18 protein-coding genes and 1 tRNA gene are annotated in these 21,437 nt (G+C 72.6%); 15 read left to right on the top strand and 4 right to left on the bottom strand.

What is annotated here, in order from left to right; genetic code table 11:
* The first annotated feature begins 22 nt into the window (after positions 1-22).
* The 6 genes from MHY29_RS01710 to lepB all read left to right on the top strand — a co-directional run bounded on the left by MHY29_RS01710 (position 23) and on the right by lepB (position 6,993).
* Positions 23-1,852 carry an ABC-F family ATP-binding cassette domain-containing protein gene (locus MHY29_RS01710; protein ID WP_239238048.1) on the top strand — a complete coding sequence of 610 codons (1,830 nt, stop codon included), beginning with the start codon at positions 23-25 and terminating at the stop codon, positions 1,850-1,852.
* A gap of 82 nt (positions 1,853-1,934) precedes the next feature.
* Positions 1,935-3,428, top strand: coding sequence for a sugar transferase (locus MHY29_RS01705; protein ID WP_239238047.1), 1,494 nt, complete (start codon positions 1,935-1,937; stop codon positions 3,426-3,428).
* A gap of 68 nt (positions 3,429-3,496) precedes the next feature.
* Positions 3,497-3,568, top strand: a tRNA-Gln gene (locus MHY29_RS01700).
* A gap of 64 nt (positions 3,569-3,632) precedes the next feature.
* Complete coding sequence (gene glmU / locus MHY29_RS01695) at positions 3,633-5,141, top strand: bifunctional UDP-N-acetylglucosamine diphosphorylase/glucosamine-1-phosphate N-acetyltransferase GlmU (protein ID WP_239238046.1); 1,509 nt, start codon at positions 3,633-3,635, stop codon at positions 5,139-5,141.
* Positions 5,142-5,223: 82 nt separating this feature from the next.
* Positions 5,224-6,204, top strand: coding sequence for a ribose-phosphate diphosphokinase (locus MHY29_RS01690; RefSeq protein ID WP_239238045.1), 981 nt, complete (start codon positions 5,224-5,226; stop codon positions 6,202-6,204).
* Between the two features lie 3 nt (positions 6,205-6,207).
* Positions 6,208-6,993, top strand: coding sequence for a signal peptidase I (gene lepB, locus MHY29_RS01685; RefSeq protein ID WP_239238044.1), 786 nt, complete (start codon positions 6,208-6,210; stop codon positions 6,991-6,993).
* Positions 6,994-7,064: 71 nt separating this feature from the next.
* Here lepB and MHY29_RS01680 read toward each other — a convergent pair whose 3' ends face one another.
* The gene (locus tag MHY29_RS01680) at positions 7,065-8,165 is read right to left on the bottom strand and encodes a PqqD family peptide modification chaperone (RefSeq protein ID WP_239238043.1); all 1,101 of its coding nucleotides are present in this window, start codon (positions 8,163-8,165) and stop codon (positions 7,065-7,067) included.
* Positions 8,166-8,328: 163 nt separating this feature from the next.
* Here MHY29_RS01680 and MHY29_RS01675 point away from each other — a divergent pair, with 163 nt between their 5' ends.
* From MHY29_RS01675 to MHY29_RS01635, 9 genes are read left to right on the top strand one after another with little or no spacing between them, the layout of a single operon-like run.
* Complete coding sequence (locus tag MHY29_RS01675; protein WP_239238042.1) at positions 8,329-9,258, top strand: glycosyltransferase family 2 protein; 930 nt, start codon at positions 8,329-8,331, stop codon at positions 9,256-9,258.
* Positions 9,255-10,316 carry a glycosyltransferase gene (locus MHY29_RS01670; RefSeq protein ID WP_224355470.1) on the top strand — a complete coding sequence of 354 codons (1,062 nt, stop codon included), beginning with the start codon at positions 9,255-9,257 and terminating at the stop codon, positions 10,314-10,316. The genes MHY29_RS01675 and MHY29_RS01670 overlap by 4 nt, the downstream gene beginning before the upstream one ends.
* A complete protein-coding gene (locus MHY29_RS01665; protein WP_224355469.1) occupies positions 10,313-11,482 on the top strand; it encodes an RNA-binding protein in 1,170 nt (389 codons plus the stop codon). The genes MHY29_RS01670 and MHY29_RS01665 overlap by 4 nt, the downstream gene beginning before the upstream one ends.
* Positions 11,479-12,231, top strand: a complete 753-nt coding sequence (locus MHY29_RS01660) for a cytidylyltransferase domain-containing protein (protein ID WP_224355468.1) — start codon at positions 11,479-11,481, stop codon at positions 12,229-12,231. The genes MHY29_RS01665 and MHY29_RS01660 overlap by 4 nt, the downstream gene beginning before the upstream one ends.
* Complete coding sequence (locus MHY29_RS01655; RefSeq protein ID WP_239238041.1) at positions 12,228-14,471, top strand: N-acetylneuraminate synthase family protein; 2,244 nt, start codon at positions 12,228-12,230, stop codon at positions 14,469-14,471. Before MHY29_RS01660 ends, MHY29_RS01655 begins: the two co-directional genes overlap by 4 nt.
* The gene (locus MHY29_RS01650; protein WP_239238040.1) at positions 14,462-15,598 is read left to right on the top strand and encodes a glycosyltransferase; all 1,137 of its coding nucleotides are present in this window, start codon (positions 14,462-14,464) and stop codon (positions 15,596-15,598) included. The genes MHY29_RS01655 and MHY29_RS01650 overlap by 10 nt, the downstream gene beginning before the upstream one ends.
* The gene (locus tag MHY29_RS01645) at positions 15,595-16,629 is read left to right on the top strand and encodes a glycosyltransferase (protein ID WP_239238039.1); all 1,035 of its coding nucleotides are present in this window, start codon (positions 15,595-15,597) and stop codon (positions 16,627-16,629) included. The genes MHY29_RS01650 and MHY29_RS01645 overlap by 4 nt, the downstream gene beginning before the upstream one ends.
* Before the next feature lie 11 nt (positions 16,630-16,640).
* A complete protein-coding gene (locus MHY29_RS01640; protein WP_239238038.1) occupies positions 16,641-17,597 on the top strand; it encodes a glycosyltransferase family 2 protein in 957 nt (318 codons plus the stop codon).
* A 10-nt stretch (positions 17,598-17,607) separates the two neighbouring features.
* Positions 17,608-18,816, top strand: a complete 1,209-nt coding sequence (locus MHY29_RS01635; protein WP_239238037.1) for a glycosyltransferase — start codon at positions 17,608-17,610, stop codon at positions 18,814-18,816.
* Here MHY29_RS01635 and MHY29_RS01630 read toward each other — a convergent pair.
* From MHY29_RS01630 to MHY29_RS01620, 3 genes are read right to left on the bottom strand one after another with little or no spacing between them, the layout of a single operon-like run.
* Entirely contained in the window at positions 18,752-19,633 is an 882-nt protein-coding gene (locus tag MHY29_RS01630; RefSeq protein ID WP_239238036.1) for a hypothetical protein, read from the bottom strand. The genes MHY29_RS01635 and MHY29_RS01630 overlap by 65 nt on opposite strands.
* Positions 19,630-20,499, bottom strand: a complete 870-nt coding sequence (gene rfbA, locus MHY29_RS01625) for a glucose-1-phosphate thymidylyltransferase RfbA (RefSeq protein ID WP_239238035.1) — start codon at positions 20,497-20,499, stop codon at positions 19,630-19,632. The genes MHY29_RS01630 and rfbA overlap by 4 nt, the downstream gene beginning before the upstream one ends.
* Before the next feature lie 58 nt (positions 20,500-20,557).
* The gene (locus tag MHY29_RS01620; RefSeq protein ID WP_239238034.1) at positions 20,558-21,430 is read right to left on the bottom strand and encodes a glycosyltransferase family A protein; all 873 of its coding nucleotides are present in this window, start codon (positions 21,428-21,430) and stop codon (positions 20,558-20,560) included.
* Between the last annotated feature and the right edge of the window lie 7 nt (positions 21,431-21,437).

Raw genomic sequence — 21,437 nt, 5'->3', positions numbered from 1 at the left:
GTCCCGGAAGGACCCCCACCCCATGGCCCACCTGCTCGGCGCCGAGAACATCGGCATCTCCTTCGGCACCCGCACCGTCCTCGACGGGCTCTCGCTCGGCGTGGACGAGGGGGACCGGATCGGCCTGGTGGGCCGCAACGGCGACGGCAAGTCCACCCTGATGCGCATCCTCGCCGGACTGCAGGAGCCGGACACCGGCCGCGTCACCCGCCGCGGCGGCGTCCACGTGGGCGTGCTGGACCAGCGCGACGTCCTCGACCCGGAGGACTCGGTGCGCCGCGCCGTCGTCGGGGACGTGGAGGACCACGTCTGGGCCTCGGACGCCAGGATCCGCGACGTCCTGGGCGGTCTGCTCGCGGGCATGGACCTGGAGCAGAGGGTCGAGGGGCTCTCGGGGGGCCAGCGCCGCCGCGTGGCCCTGGCCCGCCTGCTCGCCGGGGACGACGACGTCCTGTTCCTCGACGAGCCCACCAACCACCTGGACGTGGAGGGCGTGGCCTGGCTGGCCGGTCATCTGAACGCCCGGTGGCGGCCGAACGACGGCGGCCTCGTCGTGGTCACCCACGACCGCTGGTTCCTCGACGCCGTGTGCACGCGCACGTGGGAGGTGCACGACGCCACCGTGGACCCGTTCGACGGCGGCTACGCGGCCTGGATCCTGGCCCGCGCCGAGCGCGCGCGTCAGGCGCAGGTCACCGAGCAGAAGCGCCAGCAGCTCATGAAGAAGGAGCTGGCCTGGCTCCGCCGCGGTGCGCCCGCCCGCACGTCCAAGCCCAAGTTCCGCATCGAGGCGGCCAATGCGATCATCGGGGACGTCCCCGAGCCCCGGGACACCGTCTCCCTGGCCAAGACCGCCACCGCGCGGCTCGGCAAGGACGTCATCGACCTCGAGGACGTCACCCTCACCCTGGGGGGCCGGACGATCCTCGACGACGTCACCCTTCGCCTGGCCCCCGGCGAGCGGCTCGGCGTGGTCGGCGTCAACGGCGCCGGCAAGTCCACGCTGCTGCGCCTGCTCGACGGTCGCCTGCAGCCGGACTCCGGCCGCATGAAGCGCGGCAAGACCGTGGTCTCCGCGACCCTGACGCAGGACGTGAAGGAGCTGGACGAGGTGGCCGACCTGCGCGTGGCGGAGGTCATGGCCCGCGAGGGCTCCGCATTCCAGGTGGGGGACCGGGAGATGTCCCCGGGCCAGCTGCTGGAGATGCTGGGCTTCGGCCCCACCCGCCAGTGGACCGCCGTGTCCGAGCTCTCGGGTGGCGAGCGTCGCCGTCTGCAGCTGCTGCGCCTGCTCGTCGGCGAGCCGAACGTGCTCATGCTGGACGAGCCCACCAATGACCTCGACACGGACACCCTCGCCGCGGTCGAGGACGTGCTGGACGGCTGGCCGGGCACGCTCGTCGTCGTCTCCCACGACCGCTACCTCCTCGAGCGCGTCACGGACCACCAGGTGGCCCTGCTCGGCGACGGCAGGGTGCGCGACCTGCCCGGCGGCGTGGACCAGTACCTGGAGCTGCGCGCCCTCATGGACGACGCCGGGGGAGCGGCCCCCGCGCCCGGCTCCTCCCGTGGGCGCGGGGACGCCCAGGGCACCTGCGCGGGCATGGTGGTGGACATCCCGGAGGTGTCCGAGGCGGAGCGCCGCCAGGCCCGCAAGGACATGGCCCGGCTGGAGCGGCAGATGCAGCGGCTGCGCGAGTCCCGCGGGGGGATCGAGGCGCGGATGGCCGAGCTGGGCCAGGAGCAGAAGTACGACGAGCTCGGCGCGGCCACGGCGGAGCTCACGGCCGTGGACGCCGAGCTGGAGGACCTCGAGGAGCAGTGGCTCGAGGCCGCCGAACTGGATGCGTGATCGTTCATTTGACCCTGCCCCATCTGTATCCTTCCTGAATGACCAGGCTCAGTGAGCCTGTCGAGAGCTTGAAGGGACACGCATGACGTCCGGTGCCGTGACGACGAGCCCGACGGGCCGGGGGGGCTCCTCCGTCCACGCCCGTGTCCTGGGCGCACCGTGGGAGCGCGGCCTGCCCCGCCTCGTGCTGCTCGCGGACGTCGTCGCCGTGGTGCTGGCCGCGTTCCTCTCCTCCGAGCTGCGCTTCGGCACCGCCCGCAACGCGGCCGTTCCGGGTGCGGAGAGCGTGAACTACCTCCTGGTGGGGGCGGTGCTGAGCGCGTCCTGGGTCGTCGCCCTGGGCGTGGACGGGTCGCGGGACATCCGGATCCTGGGCATCGGCGCGGAGGAGTACAAGCGCGTCCTCCGCGGCACCCTCTACCTGTTCGGCATGATCGCCATCCTCGCGTACGCGTTCGCGTTCGAGGTGGCGCGCGGCTACGTCGCCCTCGCATTGCCCATCGGCCTGCTCCTCCTGATGCTGGGGCGGTTCCTCATCCGCGGCTGGGTGGCGCGCGGCCGGCATCGCGGCGCCATGCGTCGGCGCCTGCTCCTGGTGGGCGGTCCCCAGGCCGTCAAGTACGTGCACGACACCCTCGACTCCGAGGCCGGCGCCGGCTACAAGCCCATCGCGGCCGTGCTGCCGGGGTACCGGGCTCGGGACGAGGGCTGGCTGCCCATCCCCGTGACCACGGAGGTGGACGGGGTGGACGAGCTCGTCGCCCAGGTGCGTGAGATGGACATCGAGGCCGTGGTCATCACCTCCGGGCACCCCTTCGTGCCCGACGACGTCCGCCGCCTGGGCTGGGACCTCCAGGAGCGGGGGATCTCCCTGATCATGGCCCCGGCGCTCGTGGACGTGGCGGGTCCGCGCCTGCACACGCAGCCGCTTGCGGGACTTCCGCTGCTGCACCTCTCCACCCCGCGCCTCTCCCGCGGCAAGGCGTTCGTCAAGCGGTCCTTCGACGTCGTCGCCTCGGGCCTCGGCATGCTGGTGATCTCGCCGCTGCTGCTGGCCGTGGCCATCGCGGTGAAGGCCACCGACGGCGGCCCGGTGCTGTTCCGCCAGGAGCGCGTGGGCCTGCGCGGCGAGCACTTCACCATGCTCAAGTTCCGCTCGATGGTGGTGGACGCCGAGGAGATCAAGCAGCAGCTGATGTCCGACCGCGGCGAGGAGGACGTCCTCTTCAAGATGAAGGACGACCCGCGGATCACCCGGGTCGGCAGGTTCATCCGCCGCACGTCGATCGACGAGCTGCCCCAGCTGGTGAACGTGCTGCGCGGGGACATGTCCCTGGTGGGCCCGCGCCCGCACCTGCCCCACGAGGTGGAGCAGTACGGCCAGTACGTGCACCGGCGGTTCCTCGTCCAGCCCGGCATCACGGGCCTGTGGCAGGTCTCGGGACGGTCGGACCTGTCCTGGGAGGACGCCGTGCGCCTGGACCTCTACTACGTGGAGAACTGGTCCGTCCTCGGCGACCTCGTCATCCTGGGCCGCACGGTCAAGGCCGTCCTGGCGGCCGACGGCGCCTATTGACGGGCCCGGCCCTCGGCGGGGCCTGTGGGACAATGGGACGTCGTCCCGCCCGAGGCGTGGACGGACCCTCCGCCCTGGTGTAATGGCAGCACGCCGGCCTTTGGAGCCGTGCAGTCTAGGTTCGAGTCCTAGGGGCGGAACGCCCCGCCCGCCCGGCTCCTCCGGGCGGCACGCCCCCGCCAGCCACCCCGTCAGGAGCACCCCATGCCGCAGACCGCCGTCCGTCCCTCCGCCGTGATCGTGCTGGCCGCGGGCCAGGGCACGCGCATGAAGTCCGCGACGCCGAAGATCATGCACGCGATCGGCGGGCGTTCCCTGGTGGGCCACGCGCTGGCCGCCGCGCAGTCGCTGGCGCCGGAGCACCTGGTGGCCGTGGTGCGCCACGAGCGGGACCGGGTGGCCGCGCACATCGAGGAGGCCGCCGCCGACCTGGGCGTCACGGGCCTCGCGATCGCGGATCAGGACGAGGTCCCGGGCACCGGCCGCGCGGTGGAGCTGGGCCTGGCGGCCCTGCCGGAGGACCTCGAGGGCACCGTGGTGGTGACCTACGGCGACGTCCCGCTGCTCACCCCGGAGACCCTGCAGCGCCTGGTGGCCGCGCATGAGGCGGACGGCAACGCCGTCACCGTGCTCACCGCCACGCTCGCGGACGCCACGGGCTACGGTCGCATCGTCCGCGACGCCGACGGCCTCGTGGAGCGCATCATGGAGCACAAGGACGCCCTGGCCCACGCCGAGGCCACCGGGGACTCCTCCTACGTGGAGATCGCGGAGGTCAACTCCGGCATCTACGCCTTCGACGCCGCCCTCCTGCGCCGCACCCTCCCGCAGCTCTCCACGGAGAACGTGCAGGGCGAGAAGTACCTGACCGACGTGCTGGGCATGGCCCGCGCCGAGGGCGGCCGCGTCGCCTCCGTGGGCACGGACGACGTCTGGGAGGTCGAGGGCGCCAACGACCGCCGCCAGCTCTCCGACCTGGGCCGCCAGCTGAACGAGCGTGTGCTGCGCCGCTGGATGAAGGACGGCGTCACCGTCGTCGACCCGTCCTCCACCTGGGTGGACGTCACCGTGGAGCTCGCCGCGGACGTCACCCTCAAGCCGGGCACGCAGCTCCACGGCTCCACCACGGTGGCCACGGGCGCCGTCGTCGGCCCGGACTCCACCCTGGTGGACACGCGGGTGGGCGAGCGCGCCACCGTCAAGCGGACGGACGCCACGGAGGCCGTGATCGGCGACGACGCCACCGTGGGCCCGTTCACCTACCTGCGCCCGGGCACCGTGCTCGGCGAGGAGGGCAAGATCGGCGCGTTCTACGAGACCAAGAAGGTCACCATCGGCCGGGGCGCCAAGCTCTCCCACCTGGGCTACGCCGGCGACGCGGAGATCGGCGAGTACACCAACATCGGCTGCGGCAACATCACCGCCAACTACGACGGCGTGGACAAGCACCGCACCGTGATCGGCTCCCACGTGCGCACCGGCTCCAACACGGTGTTCATCGCCCCGGTGACCGTGGGTGACGGCGCCTACACGGGCGCCGCGGCCACCGTGCGCCAGGACGTGCCCGCCGGCGCCCTGGCCCTGAACGCCGTGGACCAGCGGAACGTGGACGGCTGGGTCGTCTCCCGCCGCGCCGGCACCGCCTCGGCCGAGGCCGCGCAGGCGGCCGGCGCCGTGGGTCGCGACCAGGCCACGGAGGCCGCGCAGGACTGACGCGGGCCTAGGATGGGGTGCGCCGAACCGTGGCCGCAGGCGCACGGGGAATGACCGAGCAGGACCGAGGACAGGGGACGTCATGACGGAGCTGAGCCGCAGCGAGGACAAGCGACTGGTGCTGGCCGCGGGCCGGGCACATCCCGGGCTCGCGCAGGAGATCGCGGAGGCCCTGGGCACCGAGCTGCTGCCCATGAGCGCGTACGACTTCGCCAACGGCGAGATCTACGTGCGCTCGGGGGAGTCGGTGCGCGGCAAGGACGTGTTCGTCATCCAGTCCCACCCGGCGCCGCTGAACAACCACCTCATGGAGCAGCTCATCATGGTGGACTCCATGAAGCGCGCCTCCGCCCGCCGGATCACCGTCGTCTCCCCGTTCTACCCGTACGCCCGTCAGGACAAGAAGGGCCGCGGCCGCGAGCCGATCTCGGCCCGCCTCGTGGCGGACCTGTACAAGACCGCCGGCGCGTCCCGCATCATGTCCGTGGACCTGCACACCGCGCAGATCCAGGGCTTCTTCGACGGACCCGTGGACCACCTCTTCGCCATCCCGCTGCTCGCGGACCACATCCGCGGCCAGGTCGAGGGCGAGAAGGTCACGGTCGTCTCCCCGGACACCGGCCGCGTGCGCGTGGCCGAGCAGTGGGCGGACCGCCTCGGCGGCGTGCCGCTGGGCTTCGTGCACAAGTCCCGCGACCTGACCGTGCCGAACAAGGCCGAGTCCAAGACCGTCGTCGGCGACGTCGAGGGCCGCGTCTGCGTGCTCATCGACGACATGATCGACACCGGCGGCACGATCGCGGGCGCCGTGCGGATCCTCAAGGAGGCCGGCGCCAAGGACGTCATCATCGCGGCCACCCACGCGGTGTTCTCCGATCCGGCCGCCCAGCGCCTCGGGGAGTCCGGGGCCCGCGAGGTCGTGGTGACCAACACCCTGCCCATCCCGGACGAGAAGCGCTTCGACAACCTCACCGTGCTCTCGATCGCCCCGTTGATCGCCCGCGCGATCCGCGAGGTCTTCGAGGACGGCTCCGTCACCAGCCTGTTCGACGGGGACGCCTGAGCCATGGCGCACATCCCGGACGCCGTCCCCGCCCGTGACGAGGCCGTCCGCGACGACGCCGCCCCCGCCCCCGCCTCCTCGGCGGCGGCGCCCGGGCGGCGTCGCCGTGTGCAGCTGCCGTTCTGGGCCTCGGTCCTTCTGAACGTGGCGGTCGCGCTGCTGGTGGTGTCCGTGGTGCAGGCGCTCTGGGTCAAGGTGTACTCGGTGCCGTCGGGCTCGATGGAGCAGACCCTGCAGGTCGGCGACCGGATGCTGGTGAACCGCACCGCGTACCCGGACGGCGTGGCGGAGCGCCAGGACATCGTGGTGTTCGACGCCAACGAGACCTGGGGTGTGGACACGGTGGGCGAGGAGGGCCCGGTGGAGGGCGCCGTGCGCACCTTCGGCGACCTCACCGGCATCGGCCGCTCGCACGAGAACGCGCTGGTCAAGCGCGTCATCGGCCTGCCGGGGGAGACGGTGGAGTGCTGCACTTCGCAGGGCGCGGTGACCGTCGGCGGCACGCCGCTGGAGGAGGACTACCTCTACGAGGACCTGCCGTTCGTGCCCGGGACGCTGGACTGCACCACCACCCCGAGGTCCTCGCGCTGCTTCGGCCCGGTGACGGTGCCGGAGCGCTCCATGCTGGTCATGGGCGACCACCGCTCCAACTCCGCGGACTCCGTGTACCAGTGCCGCGGCCTCACCGCGGAGCAGGCGGGGGACTGCGCGCACTTCGTCCGGGACGAGGACGTGGTGGGCCGGGTGTTCAGCACCGTCTGGCCTCCGTCGAACTGGTCCGGGCACTGAGTCGGGGCGGGCCGGCGGCCCAGGAGAGCCGCACGCCCCCGCTGGTGGGGGAGCCGTCGGCCGCGCCAGGGTCAGATCCGCACGAGCCCTGACTCGGCGAGGGCGGCGACGGCGTCGGCCACCCGGTCGGCGGCGTCGTCGGGCACGGGTCCCTCGGCCGCGAGGCGCTCCACGATCTGCGCGTTGGTGAGCGGCTCCTCGAGCATCAGCCACACCACCGGTCCGAGCCCCTCCAGGGCGGCCAGCTGGGGGCCGGCGAGCAGGATGAGACGACCGTCGTCGGTGACGATCCCGTCGTCCACGGCCTCGCGACGCGCGGCTCCCGCCGCGGCGTCGCCCGTCTCCCGGGACGCCGCGAGCTCGGCCGGGGTCAGCGGCTCCCAGGCGGGCTCGAGGGGCTCGGGGGCGGCGGCGAGCAGCTCGTCCACCACGGGGCGCAGCCCGTCGGCCTCGGCGTAGACGAGGCGCTGGACGCCGCCGAGCCGGTCGATCACCCGGCACAGCTCCCGGAGACCCCGGGGCAGCCGGGCCAGGGACGACGTCTGGGGGACCACTTCGATCAGGGCGTCGCCGAGGCTCATGGTCTCGGCGCGCGCCGTCACGGGTCCGTCGCCGTCCCGGACCCGGTCCAGGACGGCAAGGCGGGTCAGCCGGGCGGGGACCGCGTCGCCGAGGCCGAGCTCGTCGGGGGAGACCTGCGTCTTCGGCCGTACGCCGGAGGGGCCGAGCAGGGACAGCGGCTTGGGGAAGGGGGTCACCTCGAGGGTGTCCGGGGCGACGATCACGGTCTCGTCCGTGAGGTAGGCGTAGTGGGGTCCGAGGCGGCGGGTCGCGGTGGTCTTCCCGGTGCCGGAGGCGGCGACCAGCGCGACGGCGCTGCCCGTGCCGGGATCGGCCAGGCAGGCGCCGTGGAAGAGGAGCCTGCGGCCGACGCCGGCGGTGATGGCCGCGGTGGTGGCGGAGTGCACGAGGTTCTCGTGGAACCAGTCCCAGCCCGTCGCCTCCCGGTACGCGGCGGCGCCCTCGGCCGGTGCCGCGACCTCCTCGGCGCCGCACCGCCGCCACGCGTCCAGGAGGGTCCGCACGCCGGTCTCGTCGAGGCCCGCGGCCGTGGTGCTGCCGTCGCCGGCGGGGATGCGGACGGCGCGGTCACCCCGGCGGGGATCGGTCACGGGAGGCTCCTTCGTGCGGGCGGGTGCTCCGGCCAGCCTAGCGAGGGCGACGGCATCCCCCCACGCCCGATTCCACCCCGCCCTCGTCCCTATACTGAGGGGCGGCTGCAGGGTCTGCATCAGCGGCCTCGTCGAGCCGTCCCCGTCGGAGGAATGTCGTCCCATGCCTGCTTCACGGATCGCCCCGTCCGTCACCGTGGTCATCCCGCACTACGGCGACCCGGAGCCCACGCGCGCCCTGGTCGATGCCCTCCTGGCCGCCCCCGGGCGCAGCGTGGCCGGCGTCGTGGTGTCCGACGACGCCTCCCCGGAGCCGTACCCCCAGCCCGCGCCCGGCCGTGAGGGGCTGACGGTGGTGCGCCGCGAGGCGAACGGGGGCTTCGGGGCCAACGTGAACACCGGCCTGGCCGAGGTCCGCACGGAGCTCGCGCTGGTGCTGAACTCGGACGCCGAGATCACGGGCGAGCAGATCGACGCCCTCGTGGAGGCCGCCCGCCCGTACCAGCCGGCCGTCGTGAGCCCCCAGGTGGTCAACGAGGACGGGTCCCCGCAGTGGTCCGGCCGGCACTTCCCCACGGTGACGCACCAGACGGTCGAGTGGCTGACCCCCCTGGCCCGCTTCCGCCACCTGCCCGCCCTCCACGAGGCCGTGGGCCACGATGTGCGGGCCGCCGAGGCCGACTCCCCGGTGGCCGTGGACTGGGTCATGGGCGCCGTGATGCTCCTGCCGATGGCGGAGGTCCGCGCGGTCGGGGGCTTCGACGAGGAGTACTTCATGAACTCCGAGGAGGTGGACCTGCAGCGGCGTCTGCGCGAGCGGGGCGTCCCCTCCGTGGTGGTGCCCTCCGTGCGGGTGGTGCACGGGCTCCACGGCTCCTCGGACCCGCTGCGCCGGCGTGCCTGGCTCGTCGACTCCCGCTTCCGCTACACCCGGAAGTTCGGCCGCCCGCGCCTGCTGAGGGGCGCCCTCACCGCCGCCACGGGCGTGAACTGGGCCGTGAACCGCGTCCGCCAGACCCGGGGCACGGACGTGGACGCGAATGCCGTGTTCCGGGCGGAGAGGGACCTGATCTGGAAGGGCACCCGACGATGAGCGCCGGCACCTACACGATCGCCGCCCGCGGGGAGCGCCCCGTCTCCGGCCGCCCGGAGCGGCTCTTCCTGGTCTCCCCGGCGTTCCACGGCTACCACCGCTCCATCGCCGCGGCCTGGGCCGCGCAGGGCTTCGACGTCACCGTGCACTGCTACGACGCGTACGCGGACCTGGGCATGAAGCTGCGCAACAAGCTGGCGCTGGAGCTGCCGCAGAAGGCCGGTCTGGACCGCACCGCGGCGCGGGTCGCCTGGGACACGGACCGCGCCGTGGCCGCCCTCCGCGCGGCCGCGCCGGACCGCGTGCTCGTCATCAAGGGCGACTCGCTCGGGGACGCCTTCTGGGACGAGGTCACCGGGCGCGCGCTCCCCCGCATGCTCTGGCTCTACGACGACCTCTCGCGGCACGACTACTCGATGGACTTCCTCCGCGGCATCGGCCCCGTGCTGAGCTACGCCCGCTCCGAGGCCGAGTCCCTCGCAGCCCAGGGGGTGGACGCGCACTACATGCCCAACGGCTTCGACCCGGAGATGGTGCTGCCCGCCGTCCCCCGGACGGAGGAGCTCGTCTTCGTCGGCTCCCGGTACCCCAACCGCGTGGAGCTGCTGAGAGCCCTGGCGTCCGCGGGCGTCCCCGTGCGCGCGTACGGTCGGCAGTGGAGCCACCACCCGGTGGACCGGCTGCGCACCTGGGAGCTGTCCCGTCCGGACCTGCCGGCCGAGCGGGACATCCCGCTGGCCGAGGCCTACGCCGTGCAGGCGGCCGCCGCCGGCGCCATCAACATCCACGGCCTCCAGGCCGGCCACGCCATGCGGACCTTCGAGGTGCCGGGCATGGGCGGGCTCCAGCTGGTGGACCGGCCCGACGTCGCCGAGTTCTACGTCCCCGGCGAGGAGGTCCTCGTCTTCGAGGACACCGAGCACCTCGTGGAGCTGGGGCGCCGCATCGTCGCGGAGCCGGCGTGGGGGGACCGGATCCGCGCGGCCGGCCGTCGCCGCTCCCACGCGGAGCACACCTTCTCCCATCGTGCGCGCATGGCCCAGGAGTGGTGGGCGTGACGCGCGCCGTCGCGCAGCCGCCGCTGTTCTGGCGGGCCGAGCAGCTGGACGCCTGGCGCCGCTGGCAGCGCACCCAGTGGCCCCTGGCCCGGCGTGCCGCCGACCTCGTCCGCGGCGGCGTCGCCCGGTCGCGCGGGGCGGTCCAGGCGCCGGACGCGGGCCTGCGCCTGCTCCTGCCGGCCGGGGACGTCCACACGCTGATCGCCGTGGAGTCCGCCGGCCCCACCCAGCGCGCGGCCCTCGTGGAGCCCACGCGCGCCCTCGCGGAGGGCCGCACCGGGCTCGACGCCGCCGCCCGCACCCGCCTCCTCGGGGGCGTCGCCTGGGTGGTCCCGGCCGACGTCGCCGGGGCGCTGCTGCCGGACCTGCCCGCCGCCGCGCAGCTGACCGGGCACGCCGCGGACCCGGACACCGTGGGGACACGGCTCGCCGGCCTGGAGCGCGTGCTCGTGGCGGGGGAGTACCTGCCGGCCGGGCGCGCGGCCGTCCGCTGGGCGCACGAGCGGGGTGCGTCCGTGCACGTGGTGCAGCACGGCCTGCTGGCCGTCTCCACCCCGCCCGTTCCCCGGGACGCCACGCTCTACGCGTTCACCGCGCGGGACGCCGACTGGTGGACCCAGGGCCGCGCCGACGTGCGCGCCGTCCCGGTGGGCTCCGCCCTGCTGGAGGCCGCCCGCCGGGGAGCCGCCTCGGCGGACCCGACCGCAACGGGATCGACCGGCCCCGGCCCGGGCCTGTTCCTGGGCCAGCTGCACGGCGCCGAGCTGCCGCGCGCGCAGTTTGCGGCCGCGGCGGAGCAGTACGTCCGCACCACCGGCGCCGTCTACCGCCCCCATCCCGCCGAGCGGGACCGGCTCTCCCGCGCCCAGCACGCCCGGTGGGAGGGTGCGGGGATCGCGGTGGACCGCTCCGGCGCGCCCCTGACGCAGACCGCCGGCCCCGTGGCCGCCGTGTTCTCCACGGGCATCCTGGAGGCGGCGCAGACCGGCCGGCCCGCCTGGGCCGTGCACCCGGACCCGCCCCGGTGGCTGGTCGAGTTCTGGGACCGCTACGGCATCACTCGCTGGATGCCGGGCGCCGACCCGACGCCCACCCCCGCCCTCGTGGCGCCCACGGCGGACCCCGCCGCGGCGATCGCCCGCGACCTCTGGAAGGAGCACGCATGAGCATCCTCTGCGTCATCCCCGTCCGCGGCGGCTCCCGCGGCCTGCCCGGCAAGAACATCCGCATGCTGGGCGGGCACCCGCTGGTGGCGTGGACCATCCAGGCCGCCCTCGACGCCGAGGCGGACCTGCACGTCGTCGTCTCCACGGACTCCGAGGAGATCGCCGAGGTCGCCCGCAAGTACGGCGCGGACGTGCCCGCGCTGCGCCCGGCCGAGTTGGCGCGGGACGACACGCCCACCGAGCCCGTGGTGGAGCACGCGCTGGCCGCCGAGCGTGCCCGCGGGGTGGAGCCGGAGGCCGTGATGCTGCTGCAGGCCACCAGCCCGCTGCGCCTGCCCGGCACCCTGGACCGCGCCGTGGCGGCGTTCCGCGAGCCCGGCGTGGACTCGGTGGTCGGCGTCGTGCCCGTCTCCCCGTTCCTGTGGCGCCACGCCGCGGACCCGGCCGCGGCCCCGGTGGCCGACTACGACGTCGACGGGCGCAAGCGCCGCCAGGACATGGACCGCGCGGACCTGCGTTTCCGTGAGAACGGCTCGCTCTACGTCACCGCCCCCTGGGTGTACGACGAGCGCCACAACCGGCTCGGCGGACGGATCGCCCTCCTGGAGCTGGACGACCTCGAGGGCGTGGACATCGACACCGAGCTGGACTTCGCGCTCGCGGAGCAGCAGATGGACCAGTACCTCGCCGTGCAGAAGCTCCTGCAGACCCGTCCCGACCTCACCCGCACCGCCGGAGGCGCCCTGTGATCATCGAACGCCACCTCACCCCCTACCTCGTCTTCCCCGAGGACTCGCTGACCGTCGCCCTGCAGAAGATGACGGATAACCGCGAGCGCATCGTGTTCGTGGTGGACACCCACGGCTTCCTGCAGGGCTCCCTGACCGACGGTGACGTCCGCCGCTGGCTGCTGGCCCATCCGGGGGCCTCGCTGGACTCCCCGGCCGTCGCGGCCGCCAACCCGTCCCCGGCCACGGGCCTGGTGGGCGACGCCCCGTCGTCGGTGCTGGCGGCCCTGCCCGAGGGCGCCCTGCACCTGCCGCTGCTGGACGAGCGGGGCCGCCTGACGGCTCTGGCCATCAACCGCGAGTCCGAGCTGCGCATCGGCTCCCACCGCGTCGGCGAGGGCCGCCCGGCGTTCCTCATCGCGGAGATCGGCAACAACCACCAGGGCAGCGTGGACCTGGCCCGTGAGCTCGTGGACCTGGCCGTCGAGGCGGGTGCGGACGCGGTGAAGTTCCAGCTGCGGGACATGGACGCGCTCTACCGCCAGTCCGGCGCCGCCACCGCGGGGGAGGACCTCGGCGCCCAGCGCACGCTCGACGAGCTGGCGAAGTTCTCCCTGTCCGTGGACGACATGGTGAAGGTCTTCGATCACACCCGCGCCGCCGGCGTCGCCTTGATGTGCACCCCGTGGGACGCGCCCTCCATGCAGGTGCTCGCGGACTACCCGGTGGACGGCGTGAAGATCGCCTCGGCGGACCTCACCAACCACGGCCTCCTGCGCGACGCCGCCTTCCGCGGGATCCCGATGGTCCTCTCCACGGGCATGTCCCGCGAGGAGGAGATCCGGGAGTCGGCCGCGCTGGTGCGCTCGTACGGCGTGCCGTTCGCCATGCTCCACGCGCAGTCCACGTACCCGGCGCCCTACAAGGACGTGAACCTCGCGTACCTGGACCGTCTGGCGGAGATCGCGCAGGCCCCCGTGGGCTACTCGGGCCATGAGCGCGGGTTCCATGTGGCCCTGGCGGCCGTGGTCCGCGGCGCCTCGATCGTCGAGAAGCACTTCACGATCGACCGCTCCCTGGAGGGCAACGACCACAAGGTCTCGCTTCTGCCGGACGAGTTCGCGCAGATGGTGCGCCAGACCCGTGAGATCGAGGAGTCGATCGGCGTCGCCGGCGAGCGCGTGGTCTCCACGGGCGAGGCGATGAACCGCATCAACCTGGCCAAGTCCCTCGTGGCGGCCCGCCCGCTCACGGCGGGCGACGTCGTCGCGGAGGCGGACGTGACCGTGAAGTCCCCGGGTCGCGGGCTGCAGCCGAACCAGCTGCCGCAGCTGGTGGGCCGCACCCTCCACCGCGACCTGGAGGAGGGCGACTTCTTCTTCGCCGGCGACCTCACCGACTCCGTGCCCACCGGGCGTCAGTTCGAGTTCCGCCGGCCGTGGGGCCTGCCCGTGCGTTACCACGACTACGCGGCCCTGACGAAGGACTGCACCCCGGACTTCCTGGAGTTCCACTTCTCCTACAAGGACCTGGAGATCGACATCGACACGGTGTTCACCGAGCCCATGCCGATGGGCTTCACCACCCACCTGCCGGACATCTTCGCCGGCGACTTCCTGGTGGACCTGGCCAGCATGGACGAGCAGGTGTGGGAGCGTTCCATCGCCGAGGTGCAGCGCACCATCGACATCACCCGCGACCTCAAGCGCTGGTTCCCGAAGGAGGAGTCCCCGATCATGGTCATCACCATGGGCGGGTTCACCCTGGACCGGCACATCCGCCCGGAGGAGCGCCAGGCCAAGTACGACCGCATCGCCGAGGCCCTGCAGCGGCTGGACTGGAGCGGGATCCGGATCGCCGCGCAGACCCTGCCGCCGTTCCCGTGGCTGATGGGCGGCCAGCAGTACCACAACCTCTTCATGGACCCGGACGACACCGTGGCCTTCGTGGAGGCCACCGGCGTGCCGCTGTGCCTGGACATCTCCCACTCCAAGCTCTCCGCGACGTTCCTGGGGGTGCCCTTCTCCGAGGCCGTGGAGAAGATGGCGCCGCACGCCATCCACCTGCACCTCGTGGACGCCGTGGGCGTGGACGGCGAGGGCCCGCAGATCGGCGAGGGCGACGTCGACTGGCCGGGCCTCTGCGAGCAGCTGGACCGCCTGGCCCCCGGGGTGAGCTTCATCCCGGAGATCTGGCAGGGCCACATCAACAACGGCGAGGGCTTCTGGACGGCCCTGGACCGCCTGGAGCAGTGGCTGTGATCCCCGAGGCATCGACGACCACCCCGGCCCCGCTGACGCTCTGGGTGGTGCCCGTCGCCGACCTCGGCGGCGTGGCCCGGCACGTCCTCGACGTCGCGCGCGTGGGCCTGCCCGGCCTGCGTCTGGCGGTGCTGTGCCCCGAGGGTCCGCTCGCCGAGCGCCTGCGCGAGCAGGGTGCGGCGGTGTTCACCGGGGACGTCGGTCCCGACGCCGGCCTGGCCGCCTCGGTGCGGACGCTCCGGACGGCGGTGCGCACCCTGCGCCCGGCCGCGGTCCACACGCACCTGGCCTACGCCGACCTCGCGGCGTTCGCCGCGTTCGGCCCGGGGCGGGCCCGGCGGCGGGCCGGTGCGCCGGCGCTGCTCAGCACCGAGCACGGGATCGCCCCGGACGACGGGCTGTACAACCGCGCCGCGGCGGCCCGGGTGAAGAACGCCGCGCACCGCGCCCGGCTGCGCGGCACGGACCTCGTGATCGCGGTGGCGCAGTCCACCGCGGACGTGCTCCGGCGCAAGTGGGGCACGGGGGCGCCCATCACCGTGGTGCGCAACGGGGTGGATGTGTCCGCGGTGCGGTCCGCAGCCGCGGGGCAGCGGCGCACACCGGGGGAGGGGCTGCGGATCCTCTCCCTGTCCCGGCTGGCGCCCGAGAAGAACCTCGACCGGCTGATCGCCGCGCTGCCCACCCTGCTGGAGCGGGACCCCGGGACGCGGTTGACGCTGGCCGGCGCTGGCCCCTTGGAGGGGCAACTGCGCGCCCAGGCCGAGGCGCTCGGTGTCGCGGATGCGGTGGGCCTGCCCGGCTTCGTGGAACCGTGGGGGGCCATGGCCGAGCACGACGTGCTGGTGCAGCTCTCCGCGTGGGAGAACCTCAGCTACACCCTGCTCGACGCCGCGGCCGCGGGCCTGCCCGCCGTCGCCACGGACGTGGGCGGCAACGGGGAGATCCTGCCGCCCGAGCGCCTGCTCTCCGACCCCACCCCCGAGGCCGTGGTCGACGCGGTGCGCCGCGCCGCCGCCGAGGGCACGGGGGAGACGCACGTGGACGACGTCGCCGTGATGGCGGCCGCGATCGCGCGCGCCGAGCTGGACGTGATCGCGGGACGACGCCGAAGGAGGCCTTCATGAAGCACCGGGTCTGGATCGCCGCCAACCAGGGTGAGGTGGGCGGCGGTGAGGTGATGCTCCACCACATCGCCACCGCGCTACGCGAGCTGGGCCGGGACGTGGCCGTCGTCGCTCCGGCCCACCCGGCCGAGGCTGCCGATCGCCTGGCCGCGGACGGCTTCGACGTGGTCCGCGTGGGTGGGCCCGGACGTCTGGCGTACATGCGTGCTCTCCGGGCCTGGGACCGTGGCCGAGGCGGGGACGACGTCGCCTGGTGCAACGGCCTGCTGCCCGCCACCGCCCTCGCCGGGCGGGCCCGGCGGATCGTGCACCTGCACCAGGTGCCCGAGAAGCCGCTTCTGCGCGTGTTCTCCGCCCTGGCGCGTCCCGGCGCGCTCGCGGTCCTCGCGCCCTCCCGGTTCGCGGCGGACCGCATCCGTGGGGCCCGGGTGCTGCCCAACTGGGTGCCGGCACCCGCCGTGCCCGCCCGCACCGCCGCCGAACCCGGCGCGCCGCTTCGCGTGGGCTTCCTCGGGAGGCTGTCCGAGGACAAGGGGATCGTCACCTTCCTTCGCGCGACGCAGTCGCTGCGCGCCGCCGCCCCGGGTCGCTTCGCGTTCTCCGTGGCGGGAGAGGCTCGGTTCGTGAAGGACCGCGAGCGCCGTGCCGTGGAGGAGGCGTTCCGGCTCGCTGGCCCCACCGTCGAGCGCCTGGGCTGGCAGGACACCGCGGCGTTCCTCGGCTCGATCGACGTCCTCGCGGTGCCCTCGCAGTGGGCCGAGGTGTTCGGCCTCGTCGCCGCCGAGGCCATGGCCGCCGGGGTGCCCGTCGTCGTCTCGGACGCTGGCGCGCTGCCGGAGGTCGTCGGCCCGGACCACCCGCTCACCTTCCGCGCCGGTGATGACCGCGCGTTGGCCCACGCCCTGCAGACGGCCGCCCGGGCGGATCTGACGGCGATTGCCGCCGCCCAGCACGCCCGCTGGCAGGACCTGTTCTCCCCGGAGGCCGGCCGCGCGCACGTCGCTGCGCTGCTGGACGACCTGGGGATCTGAGAGAGGACGCCATGATCGAGACCGCCTACGAGGCCGCCGTGATCGTCCCCAGCCGGGGCGGAGCACAGCGTCTGCCCGTGCTGATCGGCGCGCTCGCCGCGCAGGAGGACGCCCCGCCGTTCGAGGTCCACGTGGTCGTGGACGGGGACCTGGACGGGTCCGCGCCGGTGCTGAAGCGGCTCGCCGCCGAGCACCCGCACCTGCGGCTGACCTGGACGGTGTTCAAGGAGAACCGCGGGCGGGTCGCCGCGCTCAACGCAGGTGCCGACGCGACGTCCGGCCGCATCCTCATCCGCGCGGACGACGACCTGGAGCCCGGACCCCACTACATCCGGGACCACGTGGCCGCGCACGACGCCGGGCCGCGCGGTGTGATCGGCCTCTACCTCAACATTCTGGAGCCGACGCCGTATCAGCGCGTCTATGGGGACTCGCAGGACGTCCTTCACCGCGAGCACGCGTACGCCCTGCCCACCGATCAGCAATGGCGCCATTGGGCCGGCAACGTCTCCGTGCCGCGCAGCCTGCATGAGGAGCTCGGCGGGTACGACGCCGACTACCGCCGTTACGGCTACGAGGACATCGACTACGGGTACCGCCTGCATGCCGCCGGCTACCCGGTGAGAATCCTGCCCCAGCTGGCCACGAAACATCACGCCGCCGCCGTGACGACGCACAACAAGGCGAAGCGTGCGTTGCATGCTGGATCTGCGCGGCAGACATTCATCGGAAAACACGGATCTGACCCGCTGGGGGGCGATCGGGCGCCGGGTGGCGCCTGGGGCCTGGCAGTACGAGGCGTCGCCGCTGTGACCACGGAGCCGGTCCTCGACATCACCTCTCGGCTCGTCGACCGCGCCGCCTCAGTCCTGCCGGCGCCCGTGGCCCGCAAGCTCATCGCGCTCCAGGTGGAGGCCGCCGCCGAGGCCGGCCGCGTGCATCCCGAGCGCGCCCGCCGCACGTTCTGAGGGAGGACCCATGCCTGAGACCGGACCCGTCGCGATCGCCCACGACTACCTCACGCAGAAGGGCGGTGCCGAGCGCGTGGTCCTGGCCCTGCACCGCATGTGGCCGGACGCGCCGATCTACACGACGTTCTACGACCCCGAGGGGACCTTCCCCGAGTTCAAGGACGCGACGATCGTCACCTCGCCACTGAACCGCGTGGGCGTGCTGCGCAAGGACCCACGGCGAGCCCTGCCGCTGCTGCCGTTCGCGTCGTCCGCGATGCACCTGAAGGAGCCCCTAGCTGTGGTCTCCACCTCCGGCTGGGCGCACGGCTTCCGGTACGACGGGGACACGCTCGTCTACTGCCACACCCCGGCGCGCTGGGTGTACCTGCTGGAGGACTACCTGGGTGAGGGCGGGCAGAAGTCGTTCAAGGGGAGGGTGGCCCGCGCCCTTCGGCCGGGGCTGCGGGCCTGGGATCGAGCAGCCGCGAAGCGGCGGACGAAGTACCTGGCCAACTCCACGGTGGTGCGCGACCGCATCCGCGAGGTGTACGGGCTGGAGGTGGAGACGGTGTTCCCGCCGCATGCCGTGAGCACCGACGGGCCGCAGGAGCCGATCCCCGGTGCCGAGGGCATGGCAGAGGAGGGCTTCCTGCTCTCCGTCGCCCGGCTGATGCCGTACAAGCACGTGGACGCGGCCATCCAGGCTGCGGAGCGCACCGGGCAGAACCTGGTGGTGATCGGGAAGGGGCCGGAGGAGCCGCGCCTGCGGGCGATGGCCGGGCCGAACGTGGTGTTCGGCCAGGACCTGACCGACGCGCAGCTGCGCTGGGCGTACGCCCACGCGACCGCGTTGATCGCCGCGAGCCATGAGGACTTCGGCATCACACCGCTGGAGGCCAGCGCCTGGGGGGTCCCCACCGTGGCGCTGCACGCCGGTGGCTACCTCGACACGATCGTGGACGGAGTGAACGGCGTGTTCGTGGCCGAGCCGAGCGTGGCCGCCGTGTCCGGAGGGATCGAGCGCGTCCTAGCCCGGGAGTGGGATCGCGCGGCGATGCAGGCGCACGCGGAGCGGTTCTCCGAGGCGCGTTTTGCTGAGCGGGTCAGAGACCTAGCCCGGTCGCTCTGGACTACCGGTGCGAGGCACTTGACTGCGCCCGCGTCCCGAATCAGCGGTGGGACGCCAGCTCGGGGAGGACATCCCCATCCTGGCGGATATGAGAAAGGTGCTTGAGCTGGAGCGGGTGAAAGACATCCGACCCGATCTCCACCCACCGCAATGGATAGCCTGGCTCTTCGCCCCAGATGCCACCCGGATGCTGTTCTAGTTCACCCGCGTAGTAGTCGAGTCGTCGATCTATCTCTCGCAGCCATTCCTGAGCAAATGGCGTCCCGCGGCGCATGATAAAGGCTCCGAGGCCGATGAGACGTGGGAAGTTTCGGTGGATGTCCTGGCCTAGCCGCGTGTGATCGTCACCGCCGCAGGCTCGCGATGACCGCTCGGGGTACCCCACAGCCCAGGCTTCCGGGTCTTGGAAGTGGGTCCAGGCGGTGCGCCAGTAATGCGTCGGCTGCTTGATGTCTGAGTAGCCTCCGCCGTGGTGAGCCATGAAATAGGCGCGGAGGTAGTCCGAACGGTGCACGTAAGAGAGCTGGCTATACATGGGATGGAGAGGGTGCCCCTCAACGACCCATGCAGGTAGTTTCTCCGGAGTGATCAGTTCCACCGGAACCCCGATCATTTGACGCATGGCATCCAGCCCTTCAACGCGGGCAGGGGGCAAGTCATTGTCACCAGTCCAAAAGCAGAACACACGCAAGTCCGGTACCTCTTTCGAGGAGGGCCCCTGGGGCGCGGAGCGGTGCAGGAAATACTGGCGCGGAAGTTCCCCGTACCGATCTCTGTGGGAATCAACATCAAACGTGTAGTGGGTATGAGCTGCACGCACACGGAGCAAGTCGTCCCAGATGTCGGTTACACGCTTCTCGTTCCGCTTGTGCGCGACGAATGCGGCGTGCTTGAGCTGGCGAGCCAAGGTCAGGATGCTCATCGGCCTCGCTCCAGAAGTTCGAGCAGGTATCGCCCATACCCGGACTTCACGAGGGGCTCGGCGCGCTCCCGCAGCTCATCATCCGTGAGGAAGCCCTGCCTCCAGGCGACCTCCTCCGGGGCGCTCACCTTGAGGCCCTGGCGGGAGTCGATGGTGCGGATGAAGTTCGAGGCGTCGTTGAGGTCCTTGAACGTGCCGGTGTCCAGCCAGGCGGTGCCGCGGGGGAGCACCTCCACATTGAGGGTGCCGCGCTCCAGGTAGGTGCGGTTGACGTCGGTGATCTCCAGCTCGCCGCGTGCCGAGGGCTTCAGGGCCTTTGCGATCTCGACAACGTCGTTGTCGTAGAAGTAGAGGCCGGGCACGGCGAAGTTGGACTTCGGCTGTGCCGGCTTCTCCTCGAGGGAGACGGCCTTGCTGTCGGCGTCGAACTCCACGACGCCGTAGGCGGTCGGGTCCGCGACCCAGTAGCCGAACACGGTCGCGCCGTCCACTTCGGTGTGGCGCCGCAGCTGCGTCCCCATCCCGGGTCCGTAGAAGATGTTGTCGCCGAGGACCAGAGCCACGTGGTCGTCGCCGATGTGCTCCTCCCCGAGGATGAACGCCTGGGCGAGACCGTCAGGGGAGGGCTGCTGCACGTAGCTCAGCGAGATGCCGAACTGCGATCCGTCACCGAGGAGCCGTTGGAACTGCTCCGCGTCGTGCGGGGTGGTGATGACCAGGATCTCGTCGATCCCGGCCAGCAGCAGCGTGGACAACGGGTAGTAGATCATCGGCTTGTCGTACACCGGCACCAGCTGCTTGGAGATGCCGTGCGTGATGGGGTACAGGCGGGAGCCGGTGCCGCCGGCGAGGATGATGCCCTTCATGGAGCCGAGTCTATGGGGTGGGTGTGTGCAATCGTCAGACGGCCCATCCGTCAGCAAGTCAGCCCTGCCCGGGAGTCGGGATGGAGCGTGCGGGAGGCGAACCCAGGATGCGGTAGCGAAGGTGGCCCTCCACCAGTCCGAGGTTCCATCCCCAGGCGGCCGCGTCATCGAAGGACCCTCGACCCAGCGTGACCTTGAAGCCGCGCGGGGCATTCTTCGCGAGGTTCTGCACGGCGCCCGTGAAGCTCACACCGTGGGGGTCCACGGTCTCCGGGTGCCGGGCCCACAGCTGCACAGCGGTCCGAGCGTAGGAGCGTCGCTGGCGCACGGCCGCCTTAACGGTCGGACGCTGTAGGTACTCGATATGCGCGTCGTGGGCGAACACCGTCGGCCAGCCGGCCGCTGAGGCGCGCCACGCGAAGTCAACCTCGTCATGGCCTCCGATGAAGGATTCGTCGAACCCACCGACGGCGGCGACCACACTGCGCCTAATCGCCATGTTGGCGCCGATCGGGTAAGGCGGCCCACCGAAGATCTCATGCAGCTCGAGGTCTGGGCCGACGGGCCGGCCTGCCTCGTCCACCGGGGTCGCCCGTCCTCCGGCGACACCGTGGTCCGCGAGCGCGCGGCTGAATGCGTCGACCCACCCTGACGACACCACATCGTCCGCATCGCAGAAGAGCAACAGGTCACCGGACGCGGCTGCGATCCCCATGTTGCGCGCATAGTTCGCCCCGGCTTTGCCCATCGCGGGGACGACCCTGATGCGTGGATCGGCGGCGGCTGCCGATTCGAGCACATTACGCGTCCCATCGGTCGAGCGGTTGTCCACCACGATGACCTCGTCGGCCGGACTCAGCTGCACGGTCACCGCCTTGATCTGGCTCAGAACGTGGTCCGCCCCGTTGTAACAGGGGATGATGACGCTCACGGAGGGA

It is taken from the genome of Micrococcus sp. ACRRV, from assembly GCF_022346985.1.
Lineage (GTDB): Bacteria > Actinomycetota > Actinomycetes > Actinomycetales > Micrococcaceae > Micrococcus > Micrococcus porci.
The sequence above is the reverse complement of the archived record's forward strand: the minus strand, read 5'-3'. Positions and strand labels throughout refer to the sequence as shown.